Raw genomic sequence first — 15,662 nt, 5'->3', positions numbered from 1 at the left:
CCACTTAAACAGTGCTTTTTTTGATCGATTGCCGGTGACCCGGCACGATAAGTGTTGGTTCCAAGATGCCCTTGCGCCTATTCCTGACCTCCGGCGATCTCATGGCCGACCGTCGCTTCGAGTTCGCGCGCGACCTCCAGCTCAAGGGTGATCTGCCGGAGGCCGCGGACCTGCTGGAGCAGGCGATCGAGCTCGCGCCTGATTTCACCTCGGCCTGGTTCACGCTCGGCGAAATCCGGCAGCAGCTCGGCGAACGCGACAAGGCGATCGCGGCGTTTCGAGAAGCGCGCCGATCCGATCCGGGCGATCAGCATGGCGCCGGCCTGCATCTGATGCGCCTCGGCGACGCAGAGATGGCGGAGATGCCGAAGGCCTATGTGCAGGCGCTGTTTGACCAATATGCTCCGCGCTTCGAGCACACGCTGATCAACGATCTCGGCTATCGCGCCCCGAGCCTGATCTTCAAGGCAGTGTTGGCCTCACGCGTCGCCGCCAAGAAGCCCGCCTTCTTCAAGCGCACCATCGATCTCGGCTGCGGCACCGGGCTCGCCGCCGCCGCCTTCGCCAAGCAGGTCGATCATTTCATCGGCATCGATCTGTCGCCCGGCATGATCAAGCAGGCGCGCGCCACCAATCTCTATGCCGAGCTCGAAGTCGCCGACATGATCGAAGGCCTGCGCGGCAAGAGTGATGCGAGCGCGAACCTCGTCGTCGCCGCGGATGCCTTCGTCTATCTCTCCGATCTTGCGCCGGTGCTCACCGAGATAAAGCGCGTGCTTGCAGCCGGCGGCGTGCTCGCCTTCACGCTGGAGACGCATGAAGGTAGCGGCATCGTGCTCGGCGAAGGCCTGCGCTATGCCCATTCCGCGGAATATGCGCGCGGCGCCATCGCGAAGGCCGGGCTCAAACTTCTCACGCTGGAGTCGGCCTCGCCGCGCAACGAAAACAACGATCCGGTACGCGGCCTCGTCGTCGTCGCCGAGAAAACTTGAGTCTAGGCGCTAGCCAACCAGTAATTTGAGCGTCATTGCTTCGCAAAGCTGCGACTTCCCACTTGCGAGCCGTGCTGCGATGCCAGCACAATGCGCGCACCAGGGAGGAAATAATAATGACCAAGAATCCATCGCGGCGCGATTTCAGCGCCGCCGCGCTCGCCACCATCGCCGCATCCACCTTGCCCGCGCCATATGTCTGGGCCGCGGAGAAGAAATACGATGCGGGCGCCAGCGACACCGAGATCAAGATCGGCCAGACCGTGCCGCATTCCGGCCCCGGCTCGCTCTATGGCGTGCTCGGCCGCATCGGCGAAGCCTATTTCCAGATGCTGAACGAGAAGGGCGGCATCAACGGGCGCAAGATCAAGTTCCTCACCATGGACGACGCCTACAGCGCGCCGAAATGCGTCGAGGCGACGCGGCGCCTGGTCGAGCAGGAGGAGGTGCTGGCGCTGTACGGCTCGCTCGGCACCGCGCCGCAGACCGCCGTGCACAAATACCTGAACTCCAAGGGCGTGCCGCAGCTCCTGCTCAACACCGGCGCGTCGAAGTGGAATAACCCGAAAGAGTTCAAATGGACGATGGCGGGCCTGCCGCTCTATCCGACCGAGGCGCGCATTCTCGCGCGGCACGTCGTCAGCGTGAAGCCGAACGCCAAGATCGGCATCCTCTATCAGAACGACGATTTCGGCCGCGACTTCCTGGGTCCGTTCAAGAAGGTGCTGACTGACGCCGGCGGCACCGCGCAGGTGATCATGGAGCAGACCTACGATCTCACCGAGCCGACCGTCGATTCCCAGCTCATCAACCTCTCGAAATCGGGCGCCGACGTCTTCTACAACATCTCCACCGGCAAGGCGTCGTCGCAGTCGATCCGGAAAGTGGCCGAGCTCGGCTGGAAGCCGCTGCAACTGCTGTCGGCGGGCTCGACCGGCCGCTCCATCCTCAGCGCCGCGGGCCTGGAGAACGCCACCGGCATCGTCGCCATCCGCTACAACAAGGAAGTCGGCCTGCCCAAATGGGAGAAGGATCCGGACGTGATGGCGTTCGAGGAGCTGCGCAAGAAGTATACGCCGGCGATCGATCCCGATAACACCATCGCCTTCGCCGGCTACGGCCAGGCCGTGACCATGGGCGAGATCCTGCGCCGCTGCGGCGACGATCTCACCCGCGCCAACGTGCTGAAGCAGGCATCAAACCTCAACGGTTTCCACTCGCCCTACTTCCTCGACGGCGTCACCTACAGCTACACGCCCGCGGACTACACGCCGATGAAGACGCTGTTCATCTCCACCTTCACCGGCAAGGACTGGGACATTTCCGACAAGCCGATGTCGGAGTAGGGGCTCTCTCCGCGACCACGAAGACCGTAGGGGTGGGCAAAGGCGCTGTTGCGCCGTGCCCACCACCTGCTCAGACAGCTGGGCTTGGATGGTGGGCACGCTTCGCTTTGCCCACCCCACGGCCGCTTCAACCCCTCGACGAACCCACCGCCACGGCTTACCTCTTATGCCGTGCCGCCCCGCATCCTCAAATCCCCGGCCGAGACGCCTGCGCTGCTGCCCGACCGCTTCAATGCGTGGTTCGCGGCCCGCGGCTGGTCGCCGCGCGCGCATCAATTGGCGCTGTTGGAGAAGGCGCGCGAGGACCGCTCGGTGCTCTTGATCGCGCCGACCGGCGCCGGCAAGACGCTGGCAGGATTTCTGCCGACGCTGGTGGAGCTGTCTTCTGAGGCAGCTCAGCGGGAGACTAGCGCGAAGAAAAGCCTCATCTCCACCGGCCGCAGCCTGCAGCGCACCGGCGGCCTGCACACGCTCTACATCTCACCGCTGAAAGCGCTCGCCGTCGACATCGCGCGCAACCTGGAGCGGCCGATCGCCGAAATGGCGCTGCCGGTCAAGGTCGAGACCCGCACCGGCGATACGCCGGTGTCGCGGCGGCAGCGCCAGCGGCGCTATCCGCCTGACATCCTGCTGACGACGCCCGAGCAGGTCGCGCTGCTGCTCTCTTCCGATGATGCGCCGTTCCTGTTCTCCTCCTTGAAGCGCATCGTGCTCGACGAGCTGCATGCGCTGGTGACGTCCAAGCGCGGCGATCTGCTTTCGCTCGACTTGGCGCGGCTGTGGCGGCTGGCGCCGCAGATGCGCGCGATCGGCTTGTCGGCGACGGTGGCCGAGCCGGAGCAGCTCGCGCGCTTCCTGGTGCCGCAGCCCGAAGGCAGGGAAGCTGCCGCGGACATCGTCATCGCAGGCGGCGCCGCGCCGCCTGAGGTCGAGATGCTCGACACCCGCGAAAGCCTGCCCTGGGCCGGCCACAGCGCGCGCCATGCGCTCCCTGAAATCTACGAGCTGATCAAGGCGAACAAGACCACGCTGGTCTTCGTCAACACCCGCAGCCAGGCCGAGATGCTGTTCCAGAATCTCTGGAGCATGAACGACGATGGCCTCGCCATCGCGCTGCATCACGGATCGCTCGACGTCGCCCAGCGCCGCAAAGTCGAGGACGCCATGTCGGCGGGCAGACTGCGCGGCGTGGTCTGCACCTCCTCGCTCGACCTCGGCGTCGACTGGGGCGATGTCGATCTCGTCGTCAATATCGGCGCGCCCAAGGGATCCTCGCGCCTGATGCAGCGCATCGGCCGCGCCAACCACCGTCTCGACGAGGCCTCGCGCGCGGTGCTGGTGCCGGCCAATCGCTTCGAGGTGCTGGAGTGCCGTGTCGCCATCGATGCCATCGCCGAGAATGCGCAGGACACACCGCCCTTGCGCACGGGCGCGCTCGATGTGCTGGCTCAGCACGTGCTCGGCTGCGCCTGCGGCGAGCCTTTTCTCTCGGACGAGCTCTACGAGGAGGTGCGCACCGCCGCGCCCTACGCAAACCTGTCGCGCCAGGACTTCGACGACGTCGTCGATTTCGTCGCCTCCGGCGGCTACGCGCTGAAGACCTATGAGCGCTTCGCCCGCATCAAGCAGGACAAGGAAGGGCGCTGGCGCGTCGCCAACCCAAAAGTGCGGCAGAGCTACCGCATGAATGTCGGCACCATCGTCGAGGATGACATGCTGAAGGTGCGCCTGGTGCGCTCGCGCGGCGGCCAAGGAAAAGCAGGCGGAGCGACAGGGGTGATCGCGCGCGGCGGCAGGCTGCTTGGCGAGATCGAGGAGGCCTTCATCGAGGGCTTGAGCCCCGGAGATACCTTCGTGTTCAGCGGCGAGGTGGTACGCTACGAGACCCTGGTCGAGGACCAGGTCTATGTCTCGCGCGCGCATGACAAAGACCCGAAGGTGCCATCCTATATGGGCGGCAAATTCCCGCTCTCGACCTATCTCGCCGAGCGCGTGCGCCGGCTGCTCGATGATTTCAGCGCATGGGGCGGCTTGCCGGAGCAGGTGCGCGACTGGCTGTCGCTGCAAAAGGACGTCTCTCGCGTGCCTGCGGTGCGCGAGCTCCTGGTCGAGAGCTTTCCGCGCGCCAACAAGCACTATCTAGTCTGCTATCCCTTCGAAGGCCGTCTCGCGCACCAGACCCTCGGCATGCTGCTGACGCGGCGGCTGGAGCGCGCCCGCGCCCGGCCGCTCGGCTTCGTCGCCAACGAATATGCCGTGGCGATCTGGGGGCTTGGCGATCTCTCCTTCATGATCCGCGATGGCCGGATCGATCTCGATGCGCTATTCGATCCCGACATGCTCGGCGACGATCTCGAAGCCTGGCTCGCCGAATCCGCGCTCATGAAGCGCACCTTCCGCAATTGCGCGATCATCTCCGGCCTGATCGCGCGGCGGCATACCGGCGAAGAGAAAAGCCGCCGCCAGGTGCTGTTCTCGACCGATCTCGTCTACGACGTCCTGCGCAAGCACCAGGCCGATCACGTGCTCTTGCGCGCCGCGCGCGCCGATGCCGCCACCGGCCTGCTCGACCTGCGCCGCCTCAGCGATATGCTGATACGCATCCAGGGCCGCATCACCCATCGGGAACTCGACCACGTCTCCCCGCTCGCCGTCCCCGTGATGCTGGAAATCGGCCGCGAGTCAGTTTATGGCGAAGCTGCAGACGAGCTGTTGGCGGAGGCCGCCGATGAGCTGGTCAAAGAGGCGATGTCGTAGACGGCAAGAATGTATTTTCGGGGCGCAACTCCATCCACAACGTCATGCCCGGGCTTGGCCCGGGCATCCACGGCTTTTTTGCCGCAGCAAGAACGTGGATGGCCGGGACAGGCCCGGCCATGACGGAGCAAGTGGCACTCTCGATTTCTTCAACTCGCACTTTGGACGTCGCCGGCATCTCGCTCCACGCCGATCTCTCCGGCGCATTGTTCTGGGAAGAGCAGCGCCTGCTCGTCGTCTCGGATCTGCATCTGGAAAAAGGCTCCAGCTTCGCCACGCGCGGCGTGCTGCTGCCTCCCTACGATACGCTGGCGACGCTCAGCCGTCTCGCTGCTGTCATCTCCCGCCATAATCCAAGTATCGTCATCGCGCTCGGCGACAGTTTTCACGACCGCACCGCGCATGAGCGCCTCTCCGCAGAGGATCGCGACGCCGTCGCCGCACTCCAGGCCGGCCGCGACTGGATCTGGATCTCAGGCAATCACGATCCGATGCTGCCGCGCGATCTCGGCGGCACCGTCGCCGACGAAGTCGCGATCGGCCCGATCACCTTCCGCCACGAGCCGACCGGCGCAAGCGGTGAGATCGCCGGCCATCTGCATCCCAAGGCCCGCGTCTCCGCGCGCGGCCGCTCGATGGAGCGCCGCTGCTTCGCCAGTGACGGGATGCGCGCCGTGATGCCGGCCTTCGGCGCCTATGCCGGCGGCCTCAGCATCCGCGATGAAGCGTTCGCGAAAATCTTTCCGACCAACGGCTTTGTCGCCCATCTGCTCGGCGACCGCCGCGTCCACGCGATTGCCGCGTCGCGGTGTTATTGAAGGGCGCGCTTCGTTGGGTGGGTTAGCGAAGCGTAACCCACCTCTTTTGCATCCGTTGAGACAGACAGTGGTGGGTTACGCCTTCGGCTAACCCACCCTACGCATCCCGCAAGTTCACGCCGCCTTCGCCTGCACATCATCGCAAAACTCGGCGAGCCGATCCGCCAGCCGCAGCGTCGCAGGGCTGGCGCCCGGTGCGGCCATCAATGCCACCTCGGTGCGGTTGATCGGCGCAAAGCCGTCCTTGGCGGTCAGCACGCGGTGATCGGACTGGATGGCCATCTCCGACAGGATGCTCAGTCCCATGCCGGCGGCGACCGCGGCCTGGATGCCGGCGAGACTGGATGACGTGTAGGCGGTGTGCCAGGCGCGGCCCGCGCTTTCCAGCGCGTGGATGGCGCCGGCGCGATAGATGCAGCCGAGCGGAAAACCGATCAGCGGCACCGACGACACGTTGACGTCGACCGGATGGCTCTTGCTGGTGACCCAGTGCACCCGCTCGGGCCACACCGCGATGGCGTCCTTCGCGCCAGCCTCGCGCTTATAGAGCGCAAGATCAAGTTCGCCGCGTTCGAGATCACGGGCCAGATGCTTGCTCTGGTCGGCGCGCACATCGAGCCGCAGGCGCGGATGCGAGCGCGAGAACGCACCAAGCAGTTTCGCCAATCGGTACGCGGCAAAATCCTCGGGAATGCCGAGCCTGATCGCGCCTTCGCCGTCGGGCTGGCGCAGCACATCGCGCGCCTCCTCGGCGAGCGAGAGCAGCCGCCGCGCATAGAACAGCAGCCGCTCGCCGGCTTCGGTCGGGCGCACGTCCTTGCCGTCGCGGTGCAGCAGCACCTGGCCGACATCCTCCTCCAGCCGCTTGATCTGCTGGCTCACGGTCGATTGCGTGCGGTGGACGCGCTCGCCGGCGCGGGTGAAGCCGCCGGCCTCGACCACCGAGACGAAGCTGCGCAGCAGCTCGAGATCGAGCATGACCCGCCTCCATTCAAAAATCCACTGAAGTGAAGTTAATCATTTAATTTCCAAATGACAAGCCGCGTTCCTAGATCGGGGGCTCCAGGAGAATGCCCTCATGTCGCTCGCCCCATCGATCGCCGTCCCCCGCAGCCGTTTCAATCCGCTGCCGCTCACTATCGGCCTGTTCTGTCTGCTCTGGAGCTACGCCTTCGTCGCCGGCAAGATCGGCGTCACCTATTGCCCGCCATTGATCCTGCTCGCGGCACGCTTCTCGCTCGCCGGCATTCTGATCCTGGGGGCGACCTGGATTCGCGGCGACGGCTGGTCGCTGTCCTGGCGCGACGCCGCGATCTTCGCCGTGCTCGGTATCGCCAACAACGCGCTCTATCTCGGGCTTGGCTATACCGGCCTGCAATCGGTCTCCGCCGGCCTCGGCGGGCTGATCGTGTCGGCCAATCCGGTGTTCACGGCTGCGCTCGCCGCGCTGCTGCTCGGCGAAAGCATGACCTGGCGCAAGGCGGCGGGCCTGCTGCTCGGCGTCATCGGTGTCACCTTCATCGTCTGGCACCGTCTGTCGGTGGGTACCGATAGCCTGCACGGCATCCTGTTCACGCTGGCTTCGCTGGCCTCGATCGTTGCCGGCACCATCCTGTTCAAGCTGCTCGCGCCGAAGGGTTCGTTGTGGATCGGCAACGGCATCCAGAATATCGCCGCCGGTATCGTGCTGGCGCCGATCGCGCTCACCTTCGCCGACGTTCACGCGATCGTGCTCACCCCGAGCCTGATCGGCGCCTTTGCCTTCCTCGTGCTCGGCGGCTCGATCCTCGCCTACCTGCTCTGGTTTCATCTCCTGAAAGTGTGCGGGGCGACGGCGGCAAGCAGCTATCATTTCCTGATGCCGCCGCTCGGCATGCTGTTCGCCTTCGTCGTGCTCGGCGAACACGTCGAGGCCCGCGATTTGCTCGGGATCATTCCAGTCGCGCTCGGCATTTATCTGGTGACGCGGCCGGCAAAGCCCGTGTCGTAACAGGAGTTCATCATGCCCGTTTCCATCACCCTGATCGGCGGCCCCACGGCGCTGATCGAGATCGACGGCTTTCGCCTGCTCACCGATCCGACCTTCGATGCGCCCGGTGCCTATCAACTGCCGCATGTGAAGCTGGAGAAAACGATCGGACCTGCGGTGAGGCCTGACGCGATCGGCCCGGTCGATGCGGTGCTGCTCAGCCACGACCAGCACTCCGACAATCTCGACAATTCCGGCCGCGAATATCTCTTCAAGGTCAAGCGCGTGCTGACGACCGAGGCGGGCGCAAAGCGCCTCGGCGGCCATGTCGAGGGCCTTGCGCCCTGGAGCGCCGCGCATCTGAGGGACGACGACGGCAATACGCTGACGATCACCGCGACGCCCGCGCGCCACGGTCCGGCCGGTATCGAGCCGCTGTCGGGTGATGTCATTGGATTCGTGGTGTCGTCGAGCCGGAAGGACACGCGTCCGGTCTATATCAGCGGCGACACCACCTGGTTTGACGGCGTCGCCGAAGTTGCGCGCCGCTTCAAATGCGGGGTGGTGCTGCCCTTCGCGGGCGCGGCGCAAACGCGCGGGCCGTTTCATCTCACCATGGACACCAACGACACCATCGAGACTGCGCGTGCCTTTCCCGATGCGATGATCGTGCCGGTGCACACCGAAGGCTGGGCGCATTTCCGCCAGAACAGCGAGGATCTGCGCAAGACCTTCGACGTGCTCGGCTTTGGGACGCGGTTGCGCCTGCTGGAGCCGGGCGTGCCGACGGTGATCGAGGCGCCGTGATTTCGCCACGTCGTCATTGCGAGGAGCCCTTGCGACGAAGCAATCCAGAATCCTTCCGCGGCGGCAGTCTGGATTGCTTCGCTTCGCTCGCAATGACGGAGTATGCCGTTAGTCCTTCCGGAACACGATCGATGCCATCCATCCCGTCATCAGCGCCATCGCCGCAGTGGCCAGGCCGTAGATCAGCCCGTTCTGCCGCGCGCTGGTGGCGACGAACTGCTCGAAGCCGACTTTGACGATTTCGAACGCGGTCTCGGTCTTGCCGATGAACGCGCCGTTCGCAAACAGCTTGATCTCCACCTCATAGGTGCCGATCGGCACCTCCGCCGGCAGTGGAATGCCGGTGCGGAACAGCGTCGGCGTCAGGAACGTCACCGCGCTCGCATCCTCGCGATAAAGGCCGTGCTGGGTGCGAAGGCGGATGAAGGCGGAGCGGAACGCGTCGTTCGGCACCACGTCGGCATAGTCGCCGCTGACCCGTTGGGTCAGCCGCACGTTGTTGAGCCCGATCTGCTGCCGGCGCGCGATCTCGGGCGAGGTGATGGCGTCGAAGGGACGGTTGGCGAACAGCGCCAGATAGCTCGGCACCTGCAGGAATTGCCGGTAGTCGGTGTTGATCCAGATGCCGAAGGTGCGTTCTTTCCGCCGCGTCACCATGTCGGCGCGCGGGCCCATCACGGTGACCACGAGATCGTAAGCCGCGCGGTCGGCCGGCGTCGTCGCATCCTTCTCCACCGAGCCGAACAGCACCAGCTCCTCGCCGGAATAGTTCGGCGTCACCGTGACGCGGTGGTTGGAGACCGACACGATCAGTCGCTCGGCGCGCGCGGCCGAGCCGAGCAGCAGGACGAGAAGGAGGGCGAGCAGCGCGCGCATCAGGTGCTCACTCCCAGCTCGCGGATGGTGAAGAGGTCCTCGGGCCGGATCACCAGCTCGATCGCGAAGCGGACCCCGACCGAGAGGATCAACAGGCCCAGCAGCAGCCGCAGCTGCTCGCCGCGGATCTTCTGTCCCGCACGGGCGCCGAACTGCGCGCCGGTGACGCCGCCGACCATCAGGATCAGCGCCAGCACGGCGTCGACGAGGTGATTGGTCACCGCATGCAGCATGGTCGCGAACAGCATCGTGACCAGGGTGAGGACCATGGAGGTGCCGATCACCGTCGAGGTCGGCACCCGCAAGAGATAGATCATGATCGGCACCAGGATGAAGCCGCCGCCGATGCCCATGATGGCGCCGATGAAGCCGATCACGATGCCGACGACCACCACGGGAATCACCGACAGGTAGATCTTGGAGCGCTTGAACCGCATCTTCAGCGGCAGGCCGTGGATCCAATTGTGGGTGCGGCGCGGCGGCACCGCGCCGCGCCGGGTCCGCATCAGGGCGCGCAGGCCTTCGGAGAACATCAGGCTGCCGACGGTGGTGAGCAGCACGACGTAAGAGAGCGCGATCATCAGGTCGAGCTGGCCGAGCGCGCGGAGCTGGGTGAAGGTCCACACCCCCAGCGCCGTGCCGGTGACGCCGCCGCAGAGCAGGACGCTCGCCAGCGCCGGATCGATCGCGCGCCGCCGCCAATAGGACAGTGCGCCCGAAAAGGACGAGGCCGCGATATGGCTCGTGACGGAGGCAACTGCGACCGCCGGCGTGATGCCGATGAAGATCAGTAGCGGCGTCATCAGGAAGCCGCCGCCGATCCCGAACATGCCGGAGACGAAGCCGACCGCGGCGCCCATGGCGAGCACCAGGAAGACGTTGACCGGAAGATCGGCGATCGGAAGGTAGAGCTGCATTGAACCACGCGCCGGGCGGGACGGATCGACTAACGCGGATTGCTCGCGGGAAGGTCGGAACGATTGCCGCCCCCTCAATAGCGGAATTCGCCGGCGGGCGGGACCGGGAATTTTGGGCGGGGTGAAGGGCCGGGACGAAGGCGTGATGACATCCGAGATCGTTGTGCAACGGAGGTGCGCTCCCTCCCCCGCCTGCGGGGGAGGGTTGGGGAGAGGGTGTCTCCGCAGTGAGACTCCCCCAGAGGATAAAGCCCTCACCCGGCGCGCGGGACGATGCTTCGCCTCGCCCGGCACGCGCCGATCTCTCCCGCAAGCGGGAGAGGTGCACCGAGCCCGTGGTCGATCGACTGAACCTTGAGTGTCCACCTTCTCCGCTTTCATGCCCCGGCTTGACCGGGGCATCCAGTACACCGCGGCTTCTCCGCACCACACCGGCGTCTCTGGAATACTGGGTCGCCCGGTCCCGGCTCCGCCAAGGCTACGCCGGGGCCACAAGGGTGCTCGGCCGCCGAAGCTTCAGCGAAGGCGGCAAGCCGGGCGACGACAAGAGGAGAGTGCGACCGCGCTCAATGCGCCGCCGAGGCCGAGCGCTTGGTCGCGACTTGCTTCGGTGCGGGCTTGGCGCTCGCCTGCGGCGCGCTGTCCCAGCCGCCGGCGGGCGTCGCAACATTGACCGCATCGTCGGGCTGCGGCTCGGCGCTAAAAGTCTGGATCGCGAGCTTGGCGGCGGCGAGCGATTGCGGATCGAGCCGCTTGGCGACGTCGTCGCGCTTGCCGGCCGCATCCGCATCGCCCTGGGCCGCTGCCAGGCTGAACCATTTGTAGGATTCGGCGAGGTTCTGCTCGACGCCGATGCCGCGGGCATAGAGGATGCCGAGGTTGAACTGGCTGTCGGCGACGCCGCGATCGGCGGCTTTGCGGAACCACTGCGCTGCGCTCTTGTAATTGGCGCCGCGTCCGCCGCCGTCGGCATCGAGCACCGCCAGATTGTGCATGGCCTTGGCGTTGCCGCGCTCGGCGGCCTGCGTGTAGTAGCGGCGGGCGATGTCGGCGTCCTTCTTCACGCCAAGGCCCTTCTCATAGAGCGTGCCGAGGCGGAAGGTCGCGGGGACCACGCCGGCCTGCGCCGCGCGGTCGTACCATTTGGCGGCTTCATCGTAGTTCGTAGCGACGCCCTTGCCCTCGGCAAAGCGCACACCGATCTCGTAGGCCGCAGTCGCATCGCCCTTCATCGCGGCGGTGCGCAGGCCCGGGCCGCCGATGCCATCAGGCAGCTTCTCGCTCGGCGGCACCTGGATGAGGCCGAGCTTGACGCGGCTCGTGCCCGACAGCGCGCCGGTGACGTCGCTGGAGGCAGGTGGCGGCGGGGCCACGGCAGGCGCGGGCGGGATTTCGACCGAGGCCGAGCTGCCCGGATTGGCGGCCGGCGCGGCATTGTTCTGGGATTGTCGTCCGATCGGCGTCGGCGAGGTCATCGACGGCGTGACCTGCTCGGGCGTGGCGGGCTTGGTCTCGACCGGGGGCGGGGAGCCAGCGGGGTGGGCTGGCTCGACGTATTCTCCATGGCCTGCGGCGCTGGCGGCACGCTGCCGCCATCGAGCAGGTTCATCGCCATCTTGAAGGTGCCGAGCACGATCACGACCACGCTCGCGCCGACCAGCAGCGAGCGGATCTTCGCGGTGATGGTCGAACCGCCGTCCTTGCCCTTGTCCTTGGAGCGATCGGCCCCGGCCTTGGCGGCGCGGCCGGTCTTTTCTGGCTGCGCGGCGGCGGCCTGGGCGGCGCGGCGCGCAGCGGCGATGAAGCTCGACGACGACACCGGCTCTTTCGGAGCAGTGGGAATTCCGCTGATCGCGCTCTCGGAGGCGGCAATGCGCTCCGACGGCGTGGCGACGCGTCCACCCGGCCGTGTACCCGGCTCGAGCGGATGATCCGGCGGCAATTCCGGCGCCAGCGCAGCCCGCGCAGGCGCGGTATGCGGCTCGAGGATTTCGCTGATCGCGCGCGGCGGCAAGGGTGATGTGACTTGCGGCGCCGCCGGCACCGGCGGTGGCGCGGCGGGGGCAGCGGCATGGAATTCGCGCGGCGCGGCGACGAAAGCGGCCTGCGCTGCATGCGCGGCGGCCGGGTTCGGAAGCTCCGGCTTCGGATCGTATTTCGGCTGCTGCTGTGGCGGCCGCGGCTCGCGCGCCATCGGCGCGGGCTCCATCGGAGCGGGCATCGGCATCTGCGGCGCAGGGGCGGGCGGCGCGGTGCGCACCGCGCGCAGATCGCCCTCGATCATGGAGAGGCGGTCGACGACATGGCCGAGCGTGTTGTGAACGGCTTCGAGCGAATCCTGCGTATGCCGGTTGGTCTCGGCCTGGCTGAAGCGGATGTCGGAGAGCTCGCGCTTGACGAGATCGACCACGCCGGAATCGGCAGGCGGCGCCGAATTGCGGCTCTCGGCCAGCGCGGAATAGGTCGCCTGCTGCCGTTCCAGGTGCCTGAGGATGTCATGCAGCCCGTCCTCGACGCGGCTCAAATTGCCGCTGCGCGGATCGGAGGCGGTCTCGATCCGCTCCAGCAGATACGAGACACGCTGCTCGAGATGGGCGAAGGTCGAGGCCGAGTCGTTGCCGACCTGCATGCGGTCGAAGCGGTCCGACAGCGCGCGGATCGCAGCTTCCAGGTGCTCGGTGCTCTCGGATGGCTGCGGCCGCTCGCGCGTCTCGAGCGCGGCGGTGAGCGCCGCGATGCGCTGCTCCAGCACCGCAAAGCTGTCACTGGGGCCGGAGGCGCGGGTGATCTGGTCGACCTTGGACGACAGCAGCTGTACGTCTTCGGACAGACGCGCGAGCGCTTCGTTGGAGGCGACGTTGGAGACGATGCCGCGCAGCGCCGAGATCGCGTCTTCGAGCTGGCGCACGGTCGAGGGATCGTCATTGGCGCGCAGGATCAGATCGAGCTTGGCGCCGAGATTGCGGATCGCCTCGTCGTAGCCGGTGAGCTGCTCGGCCGGTGTCAGCGTGCGCAGCACCTGCTTGATATCGGATAGCGCGCGCTCGATGCCGGAGAGGACCTGGCCGTCGGTGCCGTTGGAGCGGGTCTCGTCGATGCGACGGTGCAGCGAGCGGATCTCGTTCTCAATCGATTCGATCGCGCGCCGCGGCATCGCCTCGGTGATGGCGTGGCGGATCTCGGCAAGTTCGCTGCGGAACGCGGTGATCGCCTGCTCGGTATTGTCAGGGCGCTGGAGCGACTCGATCTGGCTCGTGATCTTGAGCAGATGGCGCTCGAGCGACGAGAAGTCCGGCTGCGGAGGCGGCGGCGCGTAGGCGGGGGCGGGTGGCGCCGCCGCCGGCGCAATCGACGGCGCGGCGCGTGGCGGCATCTGCCTGGGCGTAAAGCCGTCGAGCTCGCTCTGCCGCGCCGTGATCTCGGCGACCGCGACGTCGAACGACGCCGGGCTCAGGGGCGGCGAATTGCGATAGACCTGGGCTGCCGCGCGCTCGACCGCATCGGCCTGGCGCTGGCGCGTCTCGACCGGTGACGGTGCCGGCCGCTGGGCCTGAGGCTGCTGCGGCTGCGGCTTCGAGATCTGCGAGAGCCGCGCATCGAGCCGCGAGATCGCATCGTTGAGCTGGCGTGCGACGCCCTGCTCGCGCGAGACGTCTTGTCGCGCGGTGTCCTGGCGCTGGACGGGCTTTGAAATCCGTTCGATCTGCTGGGTGATCGCATCGAGCCGCTGGTGGATGTCGGCGACTTCGCGGCTTTCCTGGCTCGGTCCTTGCGGGATGTGGTGCGGACGCTGGTCGTACGGTGCGCGAAAGTTCGGTGGCGCTGTCTCGCCGAGCGTGGAGTTCAGCCAATCGTTGAGTGACATGCCGGCTCTGCGCGCAGCAGCTTCGGCCCGCTCCCGGACGGAGGGATCGATGCCGTCAACACTCCACGATACGCGCGAATTCATGACTCTGTCCGGTTCCGACTCCGGCGCCCCACCCGGCGCCTCCAGCCTCCCCACGCGTGCCCGGTTGTAAACACAACCGAATTTGGCGCAGGTCGTCTGCCTCGAAAACCGACTTTTTCCTGTTACGGTAAATAACGAGTTAAGGAACGCCGGCGCGGGTGTCTTAAAGTTGGGCGGGGGAAACCGGGGGTGTGAGGCTGCGGTCGCTGTGCTTTTCGAGCGCAGCGGGTGGCAGCTTGCTCCACTCGGACAGTTCGAAGATCAGGAACCGAGGGCGGTCGCCAAGGTGTCGGCAGCGTCCCGCAATGCTTGCCTGCTGCCGTCGAACGGCCATCGCAGGAATTCATGGATCATTCCGTCGTACCGTCGCACGACAACGTCGACGCCAGCGCCCTGGAGCCGCCGGCCATAGTCTTCCCCCTCGTCGCGGAGGGCATCGTACTCGGCGGTGATGATGAACGTCCGAGGCAAGCCTGCCAAACTTGGCGCAAGCAAAGGCGACACCAAAGGGTCGAGCTTCTCTTCGTCTTTGTTGAGATAGTGATTCATGAACCAGTCCTGCGTTTCGCGGCTGATGTTGCCCCATTTCCCGGCAAACTCCCGTATCGACGTGTTTGATCGCCGGAAGTCGAGATCCGGATAGATCAGCAGTTGAAAGGCGATCTTGGGCGCTCCCGCATCCCTCGCCATCAGCGCGACGACCGCGGCTAAATTCCCTCCTGCGCTGTCGCCCGCGACCGCCAACCGCGAGGCGTCGCCGCCGATCTCGGCCGCATGGTCGGCGATCCATTTGGTCGCAGCGTAGGCTGCGTTGCGCGCGGCTGGATATTTGTTTTCGGGTGCGAGCGGATAGTTGACCGAAACCACGACGCTGCCCGTGGCATTGGCCAAAGCGCGTGCGAGTCCGTCATGGGTGTCGAGATCGCCAAGCACGAAGCCTCCGCCATGAAAGAAGACGATGATTGGACGGACCTGGCTGGGGGCCGGGCGATACACGCGAATGCGGCAATCGCCTGTGACGGTTTGGATCGCGCGATCCTCGACCTGCGCGACGGATTCGGGCTTGCCCAGAGCATTGGACATTCGCCGCATTCCGGCGCGCACTTGGTCCGGGGGCAGTTTGTGTAGATCGGCGAAGCCCGTTCCAGCGAGCCGCTTGAGGTGCGCTTCGACCTGCGGATCCAGCGTCATGACGATAATCTCCGAAATTCAATTGACGTGACGGCGGCGA

At 66.2% G+C, this 15,662-nt stretch carries 10 protein-coding genes and 1 pseudogene; 6 read left to right on the top strand and 5 right to left on the bottom strand.

Going from position 1 to position 15,662, the window contains the following annotated elements:
* The first annotated feature begins 65 nt into the window (after window positions 1–65).
* From LRP30_RS40345 to pdeM, 4 genes are all read left to right on the top strand, one after another.
* Entirely contained in the window at window positions 66–992 is a 927-nt protein-coding gene (locus tag LRP30_RS40345) for a methyltransferase domain-containing protein (RefSeq protein ID WP_249758378.1), read from the top strand.
* Window positions 993–1,108: 116 nt separating this feature from the next.
* Window positions 1,109–2,338, top strand: a complete 1,230-nt coding sequence (locus LRP30_RS40340; RefSeq protein ID WP_164939716.1) for an ABC transporter substrate-binding protein — start codon at window positions 1,109–1,111, stop codon at window positions 2,336–2,338.
* 171 nt (window positions 2,339–2,509) lie between these two features.
* Window positions 2,510–5,095 carry a ligase-associated DNA damage response DEXH box helicase gene (locus LRP30_RS40335; protein ID WP_249758377.1) on the top strand — a complete coding sequence of 862 codons (2,586 nt, stop codon included), beginning with the start codon at window positions 2,510–2,512 and terminating at the stop codon, window positions 5,093–5,095.
* A 119-nt stretch (window positions 5,096–5,214) separates the two neighbouring features.
* Complete coding sequence (pdeM, locus tag LRP30_RS40330; protein ID WP_249758376.1) at window positions 5,215–5,913, top strand: ligase-associated DNA damage response endonuclease PdeM; 699 nt, start codon at window positions 5,215–5,217, stop codon at window positions 5,911–5,913.
* Between the two features lie 114 nt (window positions 5,914–6,027).
* Here the strand turns inward: pdeM and LRP30_RS40325 are convergent, their stop codons facing one another.
* Entirely contained in the window at window positions 6,028–6,891 is an 864-nt protein-coding gene (locus tag LRP30_RS40325) for a LysR substrate-binding domain-containing protein (protein WP_128955799.1), read from the bottom strand.
* Between the two features lie 100 nt (window positions 6,892–6,991).
* On the opposite strand from LRP30_RS40325, the gene LRP30_RS40320 reads away from it, so the two are divergent.
* Together LRP30_RS40320 and LRP30_RS40315 are read left to right on the top strand one after the other, a co-directional pair.
* Window positions 6,992–7,903 (top strand): DMT family transporter, encoded by a 912-nt coding sequence (locus LRP30_RS40320; protein WP_128955798.1) that lies wholly within the window; start codon window positions 6,992–6,994, stop codon window positions 7,901–7,903.
* Between the two features lie 12 nt (window positions 7,904–7,915).
* Window positions 7,916–8,689: an MBL fold metallo-hydrolase gene (locus tag LRP30_RS40315; RefSeq protein WP_128936839.1), complete on the top strand. Its 774-nt coding sequence runs from the start codon at window positions 7,916–7,918 to the stop codon at window positions 8,687–8,689.
* Between the two features lie 108 nt (window positions 8,690–8,797).
* On the opposite strand, the gene LRP30_RS40310 is transcribed toward LRP30_RS40315, so the two are convergent.
* From LRP30_RS40310 to LRP30_RS40295, 4 genes and pseudogenes are all read right to left on the bottom strand, one after another.
* Window positions 8,798–9,565: a TIGR02186 family protein gene (locus LRP30_RS40310; protein WP_164935106.1), complete on the bottom strand. Its 768-nt coding sequence runs from the start codon at window positions 9,563–9,565 to the stop codon at window positions 8,798–8,800.
* Window positions 9,565–10,482 (bottom strand): sulfite exporter TauE/SafE family protein, encoded by a 918-nt coding sequence (locus LRP30_RS40305; protein ID WP_128936838.1) that lies wholly within the window; start codon window positions 10,480–10,482, stop codon window positions 9,565–9,567. Before LRP30_RS40305 ends, LRP30_RS40310 begins: the two co-directional genes overlap by 1 nt.
* 566 nt (window positions 10,483–11,048) lie before the next feature.
* Window positions 11,049–14,431 (bottom strand): annotated as a pseudogene (locus LRP30_RS40300) (hypothetical protein).
* Between the two features lie 261 nt (window positions 14,432–14,692).
* Window positions 14,693–15,622, bottom strand: coding sequence for an alpha/beta hydrolase (locus LRP30_RS40295; protein ID WP_249758375.1), 930 nt, complete (start codon window positions 15,620–15,622; stop codon window positions 14,693–14,695).
* Between the last annotated feature and the right edge of the window lie 40 nt (window positions 15,623–15,662).

Source organism: Bradyrhizobium sp. C-145 (assembly GCF_023375135.1).
GTDB lineage: Bacteria > Pseudomonadota > Alphaproteobacteria > Rhizobiales > Xanthobacteraceae > Bradyrhizobium > Bradyrhizobium zhanjiangense.
This window is presented reverse-complemented; position numbering and strand designations above follow the sequence as displayed.

Coding starts and splice junctions, on each gene's coding strand:
- LRP30_RS40345 (WP_249758378.1), top strand. CDS start 66: ATGCCCTTGCGCCTATTCCTGACCTCCGGCGATCTCATGGCCGACCGT.
- LRP30_RS40340 (WP_164939716.1), top strand. CDS start 1,109: ATGACCAAGAATCCATCGCGGCGCGATTTCAGCGCCGCCGCGCTCGCC.
- pdeM (WP_249758376.1), top strand. CDS start 5,215: ATGACGGAGCAAGTGGCACTCTCGATTTCTTCAACTCGCACTTTGGAC.
- LRP30_RS40325 (WP_128955799.1), bottom strand. CDS start 6,891: ATGCTCGATCTCGAGCTGCTGCGCAGCTTCGTCTCGGTGGTCGAGGCC.
- LRP30_RS40320 (WP_128955798.1), top strand. CDS start 6,992: ATGTCGCTCGCCCCATCGATCGCCGTCCCCCGCAGCCGTTTCAATCCG.
- LRP30_RS40315 (WP_128936839.1), top strand. CDS start 7,916: ATGCCCGTTTCCATCACCCTGATCGGCGGCCCCACGGCGCTGATCGAG.
- LRP30_RS40310 (WP_164935106.1), bottom strand. CDS start 9,565: ATGCGCGCGCTGCTCGCCCTCCTTCTCGTCCTGCTGCTCGGCTCGGCC.
- LRP30_RS40305 (WP_128936838.1), bottom strand. CDS start 10,482: ATGCAGCTCTACCTTCCGATCGCCGATCTTCCGGTCAACGTCTTCCTG.
- LRP30_RS40295 (WP_249758375.1), bottom strand. CDS start 15,622: ATGACGCTGGATCCGCAGGTCGAAGCGCACCTCAAGCGGCTCGCTGGA.